The sequence below is a fragment of the Kocuria sp. 2SI genome (assembly GCF_005502825.1).
GTDB lineage: Bacteria > Actinomycetota > Actinomycetes > Actinomycetales > Micrococcaceae > Kocuria > Kocuria palustris.
Genome location: NZ_SCNB01000040.1, coordinates 1 through 8,258, shown reverse-complemented (window position 1 = coordinate 8,258; position 8,258 = coordinate 1). Strand labels below are relative to the sequence as shown.

The 8,258-nt window shown below is 71.6% G+C and carries 7 protein-coding genes; 5 read left to right on the top strand and 2 right to left on the bottom strand.

The genetic code is table 11. The annotated features are described in order from the left end of the window. Window positions 1-59: 59 nt before the first annotated feature. Entirely contained in the window at window positions 60-1,451 is a 1,392-nt protein-coding gene (locus FFS25_RS13085; protein WP_024289466.1) for a short-chain fatty acid transporter, read from the top strand. A gap of 61 nt (window positions 1,452-1,512) precedes the next feature. Here FFS25_RS13085 and FFS25_RS13080 read toward each other — a convergent pair whose 3' ends face one another. Continuing rightward, a complete protein-coding gene (locus tag FFS25_RS13080) occupies window positions 1,513-2,010 on the bottom strand; it encodes a GNAT family N-acetyltransferase (RefSeq protein ID WP_024289465.1) in 498 nt (165 codons plus the stop codon). A 320-nt stretch (window positions 2,011-2,330) separates the two neighbouring features. Next, window positions 2,331-2,885, bottom strand: coding sequence for a TetR family transcriptional regulator (locus FFS25_RS13075; RefSeq protein WP_137803221.1), 555 nt, complete (start codon window positions 2,883-2,885; stop codon window positions 2,331-2,333). A 182-nt stretch (window positions 2,886-3,067) separates the two neighbouring features. Between FFS25_RS13075 and bioB the strand changes: the two genes are divergently transcribed. The 4 genes from bioB (at window position 3,068) to bioD (ending at window position 8,104) form a co-directional block, all read left to right on the top strand. Continuing rightward, window positions 3,068-4,456 carry a biotin synthase BioB gene (gene bioB, locus FFS25_RS13070; protein WP_137803220.1) on the top strand — a complete coding sequence of 463 codons (1,389 nt, stop codon included), beginning with the start codon at window positions 3,068-3,070 and terminating at the stop codon, window positions 4,454-4,456. Window positions 4,457-4,532: 76 nt separating this feature from the next. After that, window positions 4,533-6,053 carry an aspartate aminotransferase family protein gene (locus tag FFS25_RS13065; protein ID WP_137803219.1) on the top strand — a complete coding sequence of 507 codons (1,521 nt, stop codon included), beginning with the start codon at window positions 4,533-4,535 and terminating at the stop codon, window positions 6,051-6,053. Next, a complete protein-coding gene (locus tag FFS25_RS13060; protein WP_024289461.1) occupies window positions 6,050-7,186 on the top strand; it encodes an aminotransferase class I/II-fold pyridoxal phosphate-dependent enzyme in 1,137 nt (378 codons plus the stop codon). Before FFS25_RS13065 ends, FFS25_RS13060 begins: the two co-directional genes overlap by 4 nt. 93 nt (window positions 7,187-7,279) lie before the next feature. Further along, window positions 7,280-8,104, top strand: a complete 825-nt coding sequence (gene bioD, locus FFS25_RS13055; RefSeq protein ID WP_137803218.1) for an ATP-dependent dethiobiotin synthetase BioD — start codon at window positions 7,280-7,282, stop codon at window positions 8,102-8,104. Window positions 8,105-8,258: the final 154 nt, after the last annotated feature.

The window sequence follows — 8,258 nt, the reverse complement described above, 5'->3', positions numbered from 1 at the left end:
CCCGGCACGCGTCGTCGGCGCCTACCCGTCAACCCTCCTCAACGAAGAAGAGGCCCGCCATGAGCTCCCCCGACCGTTCCTCAACTCCTGCGGCGACCGCCGACCCCGTGCTTGCCCGGGCCATGAAGCCCGTGAACTACGTGGTGGAGCGGTTCATCCCCTCCGCGCTGATCTTCGCGATCGTCCTGACACTGGTGGTTGCGGTCATGGCACTGGTCCTGACCGACTCCGGCCCAGTGACCGTTGTCATGGGGTGGGGGACGGGACTTTCGGGGCTGCTGGAGTTCATGACCCAGATGGCGCTGGTGCTGCTGCTCGGCCACGCCCTGGCGAGCACTCGGCCGGTTCGGGCGCTTCTCGCACGGCTCGCCGGCATCCCGCGGTCGCCGCTTGCGGCCTACGTGTTCGTGTTCGTGATCGCTGCGGTGGCGTCACTGATCACATGGGGCTTCGGCCTGGTGGTCGGCGGTCTGCTCGCGCGCGAGGTCGCCGCCGGGTTCTCGCGCCGCAGCAGGCCGGTGAGCTTCCCCATGCTCGTGGCCTCCGGCTTCTCCGGCTTCGTGGTGTGGCACATGGGCTACTCGGGCTCGGGGCCGCTGACCGCGGCAACTCCCGGCTCGTTCATCGAGAAGCAGGTGGGCCACGTCATCCCCATCTCGCAGACCACGTTCTCGTGGTGGAACATCACGGCTACGGTGGCCACCGTGGTGCTCGTCGCCTTCGCCCTGTGGCTCGTGGCGCCTCGGGCCGTGCCCGCGAGTCACGCGGTGACCGCAGACGCGCTCGCCGAGTCCGACCAGCGCATTGCCACCCCCGAGGTGGAAGTGCCCGCCGACCGCCTCGACGCCTCACGCATCCCCACCCTGCTCGTGGGCCTCGCCCTGGTGGCCTACCTGGTCATCCACTTCACCGGCGGCACCGTGACCCTGAACATTGTGAACTGGATGTTCCTGGCGCTGATCTTCCTGCTCTCCCGCAACGCGTTCGAGGTCATGGCGCTCGTCAAGAACGCCGCCTCCAACGTGGGTGACATCCTGCTGCAGTTCCCGCTCTACGCCGGGATCATGGGCATCATGACGGCCAGCGGGCTCATCCAGGTGCTCTCGGACTCCATCGTGGAGGTCGCCTCCCCCCAGACCCTCGGCTTCCTGGCCTTCCTCTCCGCGGGTCTCGTGAACTTCTTCGTCCCCTCCGGCGGTGGACAGGTGGCCATCCAGGCGCCCATCCTCCTCGACGCCGCCGCCCGCCTGGGCGTGGACCCGTCCGTGATCATCATGTCCGTGGCGTACGGCGACCAGTGGACCAACATGATCCAGCCCTTCTGGGCCCTGCCCCTGCTGGCGATCGCCGGGCTGAAGATCCGGGACATCCTCGGCTACACCACCGTGGTGCTGGTGGTCTCCGGGGTGGTCTTCGGGGCGACCATGCTGATCGTGGGCGCGGGGGTCTGACGACGACGCCGCACGGTCCCGTGCCGCGCGTGGGTGGCGGGGAGCGACGTCGTCCGCGGTCTCACCGGACCATGCGGACCTCGCGCAGGTCCTCCAGCCCGGGATCGGTCAACGAGGCGCTGTCCGCCCGGAACCCGTTGCGCTCGTAGAAGCGGATGGCGCGTGGATTGGCCTCCGCGACCCACAGCTGCGCGGGCTCCCCGCCGAGAACGGCGTCGAGCAGGGCCTGTCCCGCGCCCGTGCCGTGGTGCTCGCGGAGCACATAGAGCAGGTGCAGGGCGTGCTCGCGGGCGGGGTCGTCTTCGCGGGGCTGCCCAGTGCCCGCGAAACCGATGATCGTCTCGCCCACCACGGCCACCCTAACCCGTACACGGCGGGACGGTTCTGCGAGCATCCGGGTCCACGTCTCCTCCCGACGGCGCAAGGCGTCGTCGTCGAAGAACCGCTCCGGCACGAGCCCGGTGTACGTTTCCCGCCACGACTGCGTGTGCACTCTCGCGATCCCCGGGGCGTCTTCGGGGACGGGTGTACGCACGGTGAAGGGGGTGCCGGTGGTCATGCAGACATTCTGGCCGCCGCCCGCACCGGCTGACACCCCCGGACGGCGGACCCGGCGGTGGAGAGGAGCGCGCACGCGTTCCCACCACCTGCAACAACGGAGCAAGTGCAGTTCCGGGGTCGCAGTTCTGCGTTTGCTCCGTAGTCGCAGGGGCGCCCCGTCTGGACCGGCGGCTTCAGCGAGAGCGGTGGCCCCGGCAGGCTCACTGAAGCCCCCTCCCGCCTCCTGCATTAACAGAGCAAGTGCGGTTTTGCGGCCGCAATTCGGCATCTGCTCAGTTGTTGCAGGGGTGCGGGCGGTGGAGGGGGGCGACGACGCCGCTACGCCAGGATCGCGCGCACGCCCGCCTCGAACTCGGCGGCCATCGTGGCGGTGGGGAGGTCCATCGACTCGCGGGTCTGCTGGGCGGTCACGGATCCCAGGGTGAAGCGGACCAGGGTGAGCGCGGCCGTCTCGGCCGGGGCGGGGTCCATGCCCGCGCGGGTCAGCGCCGCGGTGAGCAGGGGTGTGGGCTGCATGCCCGAGGGGTCCAGCGCGTGGGCCACGCTCACCACGTCCGCGCCGTCTCGCACGGCGAGCACCGCGGAACGGAACCGGGCGATGAGGAGGGTGGCGTCGTCGTCGGCGACTGCCGGGGAAGTGCCCGCGGGAGAGGCTCCTGTGGTGGGAGCGCCTGTGGAGGAGGTGCTCAGCGGGGCGACTATGCGCTGCGCGAGGACTGCCAGCAGCTCCTGCTTGTTCGCCACGTGCCAGTACAGGGCGCCGGGCTGCACGCCCAGCTCGCGGGCCAGGCGGCGCATCGAGAGGTCCCCGAGCCCGTAGGTCTGCAGGATGTGCCACGCGGCGTCCACCACCTGGTCGCGGTCCAGTGCCACGGTGTCCCTCCCTGCTCTCGTGCCCGGGTGCGGGCCACGCGGAAACTCTACCGAGCGTACGTGGGGTGGGAGCGACGTCGTCGTGACCAGGACAGCGGCGCGGCAGCGCCAGGCCGCGCGCCGCCTCTCGCAACGGCCGCCCGGGAAATTGACAATCCTGAACACCGTTCAATAATTGAACAATGTTCAAGAACCCTGCCGAGCTGGCCGAGCGCGTCCTCGCCGGCGACCCCGTGACCCCGGACGAAGCCCTCGAGCTGCTGCACACCGACGACCCCGGCATGCTGGACCTCGTGGCCGCCGCCGCCCGGCTGCGCCGCGAGCACTTCGGGATGACCGTGAAGGTGAACTACCTGGTCAACCTGAAGTCTGGGCTGTGCGCCGAGGACTGCGGCTACTGCTCCCAGCGCCTGAACGCCGGGACGGACATCCTCAAGTACTCGTGGCTGAGCCCCGAGAAGGCCGTGGAGCAGGCCGAGTACGGCATCCGCGGTGGCGCGAGCCGCGTGTGCCTCGTGGCGAGCGGCCGCGGCCCGTCCAACCGAGAGGTGGGCAACGTGACCCGCACCGTGGAGGCGCTCAAGGAGCAGCACCCGGACGTGGAGGTCTGCGCGTGCCTGGGCCTGCTCAAGGACGGCCAGGCGGAGACGCTGAGCGGCGCGGGCGTGGACGCCTACAATCACAACCTCAACACCGCCGAGTCCCACTACGAGTCCATCTGCTCCACCCATACCTACCAGGACCGCGTGGACACCGTGGAGCGCGCGAAGGACGCCGGGCTCTCGCCGTGCTCCGGGCTGATCGTGGGCATGCGGGAGACAGACGAGCAGCTCGTTGAGGCGCTCTTCGCGCTGCGGGAGCTGGGCTCGGACTCCGTGCCGGTGAACTTCCTCATGCCCTTCGACGGCACGCCCCTGGCAGGCACGTGGCAGCTGAGCCCGCAGAAGTGCCTGAAGATCCTCTCCGTGGTGCGCTTCGTGTGCCCGGATAAGGAGATCCGCATGGCCGGCGGCCGCGAGATGCACCTGCGCTCCCTGCAGCCCCTCGCCCTGCACGTGGTCAACTCCCTCTTCCTGGGCGACTACCTCACCTCCGAGGGGCAGGCGGCAAAGGCGGACCTGGACATGGTTGCCGACGCCGGATTCACCGTCCTCGGCGCGGGTCCGTTGAGGGAGCACGACGACACGGTGCCCGCCGACACCTCGAACGGTGCGGCACCCGAGCAGGCCGCGGCGGGCCAGGCAGGTTCGACGGGCCCCGCGACCACGCCCTGCGGGTCCACGTGCGGAACCGTTGGACCTGCCGGTTCCGATGCCGCCTCGGGCGGCCGTCCGGACCCCTCCGACCCGGTCTCTTCCGGTCAGGGCGACGACGCCGCGGTGCCCTCCGCCGCCCCGGGCCCGGTTCCGACCCCGCCAGCTGCCCCCGCCCCCGTGTCTGCGGCGCTCGCCGCCCTGCTGAGCTCGGGCGAGGGACCCGAGCGCGACGAGGACGACACCCGGGTGAGGATCGAGCTGAGCCCGACCGTGCGGCGTCGCGGTGCGGGGACCTCGGTGGCGCCGAATGCCTGACCCGGCACCGCAGATCACGCACGACACCGCGCCCGCCGAGAGCAGCGGGGAAGCTTCTTGCCCCACCGCGGGTGCCGTGGCAGATACGGCAGAACAGGGTGACGACGCCGCGCAGCCCACCCGCCTCGTCGCCCGTGACCGCGGGCTGCTGTGGCACCCCTACGCACCGCTGGACGGGCCCGCACCCCACGCGGTGCTGGCCGCGGAGGGCGTGACCCTGACCCTGGAGACCCCTGAGGGGGACCGGATCCGGGCGATCGACGGCATGGCCTCGTGGTGGTGCGCGGTGCACGGCTACCGCAACCCGGAGCTGGACCGCGCCGCCGTGGACCAGATCACCGAGTTCTCTCACGTGATGTTCGGCGGTCTCACGCACCGCCCGGCCGTGGAGCTGGCGGAGCTGCTGGTGGAGGTCACCCCGGCCGAGCTGCAGCACGTGTTCTTCGCGGACTCCGGCTCCGTGAGCGTGGAGGTCGCGCTGAAGCTCGCCGTGCAGTACCAGGCGGCCCTCGGGCGGCCGGAGCGCCGTCGCATCCTGACCGTGCGCGGCGGCTACCACGGGGACACCACTGGCGCCATGAGCGTGTGCGACCCCGAGGGCGGAATGCACGCCGAATTCTCCGGGCTGGTGGCGGAGCAGCTGTTCGTGGCACCGCCTCCCGCGGCGCACCCCCGGCGTAGGTCCGGGTACGAGGATCCCGAGGGGTTGCGGTCCCCGGAGAACCTCGGTGCGGCGGCCTCGGACACCGCTGGTTTCGTGCCTTCCGGTGACACCGAAGGGCCAGGTGGGAGCGGCGCGCAGGGCGCGGGAGCGCCGTCGTCGTCCGGGGCCGTGGACTGGGACGCCGACGACGCCGCCGTTGAGGCGTGGATCGCGGACGTGCGCAACGTCGCCCGCGCCCACCGGGACGAGCTCGCCGGGATCATCGTGGAACCCGTGCTGCAGGGCGCGGGCGGGATGCGCACGTACGACCCGCGGTGCCTGCGGGTGCTGCGAGAGCTGGCGGACGAGCTGGACCTGGTGTTCATCGTGGATGAGATCGCCACGGGCTTCGGCCGCACCGGGAAGTGGTTCGCCAGTGAGTGGGCGGACGTGGTCCCGGACGTGATGTGCGTGGGCAAGGCGCTGACCGGCGGATACATGTCCCTGGCGGCGGTGCTCGTGTCCGAGGCCGTGGGAGCGGTCATCACGGCGTCGGAGCAGCGCGCGCTGATGCACGGGCCCACGTTCATGGCGAACCCGCTCGCGTGCGCCGTGGCCCTGCAGTCCGTGCGGATGCTGCGGGACTCCTGGTGGGCGAACGTCTCCCGGATCGAGGAGACCCTGCGGGAGATACTGCCCGTGGCGGCGGAGCTGCGCGTCGTGAAGGACGTGCGGGTCATCGGCGCCGTGGGGGTCGTGGAGTTCCACGAGGCCCCGGACCCGGAGTTGCTCACCCGCGCGGCTCTGGAACAGGGGGTGTGGTTCCGCCCGTTCGGACGCCTGCTCTACACCATGCCCCCGTACGTCTGCACGGACGAGGAGGTCCGCACCATCGCCTACGCCCTGCTGCGGGCCGCGCAGGAAGTGGAGCTGACGGGCGGGGGATGGGCATGACGGTCGGTCCCCTTGACGACTGGCTCCGCGCTCGCGGCGAGCAGCGCGCGGAGGCGGGACTGCGACGTCGGCTGCGGACGCCGCCCCGGGCGTGCGTGGACCTGGCCTCGAACGACTACCTGGGGCTCTCCCGGGACCCGCGCGTGGTGGCCGCCGCCCAGCACGCGCTGGGGGAGCACGGCACAGGCTCTCGGGCCTCCCGGCTGGTGACCGGAACCCTGGGGGTCCACGAGGTGCTGGAGCGCGAACTGTGCGAGCTCACTGACCAGCCCGTCGCGCTCGCGTTCTCCAGCGGGTACGCCGCGAACACCGGGGTGCTGACGGCGCTGGGGGACGCGGACACGCTGATCGTCTCGGACGCCCACGCGCACGCGTCCCTGGTGGACGGGGCACGGCTGTCCCAGTCGCCGGTGCGGATCGCGCGGCACGCGGACGTCGCGCACGTGGCGCAGCTGCTGGCGGAGCGCGCGGAGGCGCGCGCCGTCGTGGTCGTGGAGTCCGTGTACTCGGTGTGGGGCGACCACGCGCCGCTCGCGGAGCTGGCCGCGCTCTGCCGCGCCGAGAACGCGCTGCTGCTCGTGGACGAGGCGCACGGGATCGGGGTAGCGGGCGGCGGCCGGGGGCTCGTGCACGAGCTTGGTCTTGCGGGATCGCCGCACGTGGCCGTGACCATGACGCTGTCCAAGGCGCTCGGCGCGCAGGGCGGCGCGGTGCTCGGGTCCGAGGCGCTGCGCGAGCACCTGGTGAACACGGCGCGCCCGTTCATCTTCGACACCGCCCTCGCGCCCGCCTCTGCCGCTGCGGCCACGGAGGCCGCGCGGATCGTGCGGGCGCACCCCGAACTGGTGGAGACCCTGCACGAGCGGGCGCGGTTCGTGGCCTCCGCGCTGGGCACCCCGCCGGCCCGCGCGGCGGTGCAGTCCCTCCCGGTGGCCTCCGCGGAGTCGGCCGTGCGGGCAGCGGAGGTGATCCGTTCCCGGGGCGTGGTGGTGGGGTGCTTCCGCCCGCCCTCGGTCCCGGACGGCATCAGTCGCCTGCGCATCACGGCTCCCGCGGACATGGAACTACACGTTCTGGCCCGGGCGTTGGACACCGTCCGGGACGTGGTAGGGGACGAACCGCAGGGCGTGTGAGGGGCCGCTCACCCTGCGGAGGAACTGCCCGCCGCCGCGTCAGCCACGTCCAGCGCACGTGGCCGCACTGCTTTCACTCTGACAGGAGAGACCATGACCACCAATCCCCTGGGCGACCTCGTCGCCTCCCTGGGCCACGCCGTCGTCGTGACGGGAACCGACACGGACGTGGGCAAGACGTACGCCACGGCGGCGCTCACGGTCTCCGGGTGGAACGTGGGCCGGCGGCGGATCGCGGTCTACAAGCCGCAGCAGACCGGGATACGGGGCGGGGAACCGGGGGACGTTGACGACGTCGCCCGGCTGGCTCGCGCCGCCGGCGTGCCTTCCGAGGCACTCACCACCGCCGAGGGCCAGCGTCTCACCGAGCCGATGGCCCCGCCTCCCGCGGCGGCGATCGACGGGGTGGAGCTGCTCCCGCTCTCGGAGCACGTGATGAAAATTGTGGAATTACAAGAATCCCACGACCTCGTGATCGTGGAGGGCAGCGGGGGTGTGCTCGTGGAGCTGGACGGGGACCGGCGCACGATTGCGGACCTGGCAGTGGCGTTGCAGGAGGCTTGTGGGGAGCCAGGCGGGGCGGCCCAAACGGGCCGAGCGGCGGCCGAAACCAGCGGCCAGTTGAGTTCTCCCGAGACGTCCGAGCCCGTGAACGCGGTGGAACGTGACGGGGGGACGGTGAGCACTGTGCTGGTGGCGCGCCCGGACCTCGGGACGCTGAACCACACGCTGCTGAGTCTGGAGGCGCTGCTGCACCGCGGCGTCGAGGTGGCCGGGGTGGTGCTGGGCAGCTGGCCCGCCGACCCCGACCGCCTCGCGACCTCCAACAGGGAGTACCTCGCGGACCTGCCACCCGTCGCGGGCCGACGCGTTCCCCTCCTGGGCGCGGTTCCGCGTGGTTGGGGCGGGGCCGCATAGGAGCGGACGGGCGAAAAGAGGGGGACCGCCGTCGTCGTCCTAGCCACTCCGCCCACCCGAGCAGGCACCGGCTGCAAAAACTGAGCAAGTGCAGATCCGGGGCCCCAAAACTGCACTAACGGAGCAAACGCAGGCCCGGCGGCGCAGGTGTGCA

Excerpts from the sequence above, each read along its gene's own strand:
- FFS25_RS13085 (WP_024289466.1), top strand. The coding sequence starts at position 60 with ATGAGCTCCCCCGACCGTTCCTCAACTCCTGCGGCGACCGCCGACCCC.
- FFS25_RS13080 (WP_024289465.1), bottom strand. The coding sequence starts at position 2,010 with ATGACCACCGGCACCCCCTTCACCGTGCGTACACCCGTCCCCGAAGAC.
- bioD (WP_137803218.1), top strand. The coding sequence starts at position 7,280 with ATGACCACCAATCCCCTGGGCGACCTCGTCGCCTCCCTGGGCCACGCC.
- bioB (WP_137803220.1), top strand. The coding sequence starts at position 3,068 with ATGTTCAAGAACCCTGCCGAGCTGGCCGAGCGCGTCCTCGCCGGCGAC.
- FFS25_RS13060 (WP_024289461.1), top strand. The coding sequence starts at position 6,050 with ATGACGGTCGGTCCCCTTGACGACTGGCTCCGCGCTCGCGGCGAGCAG.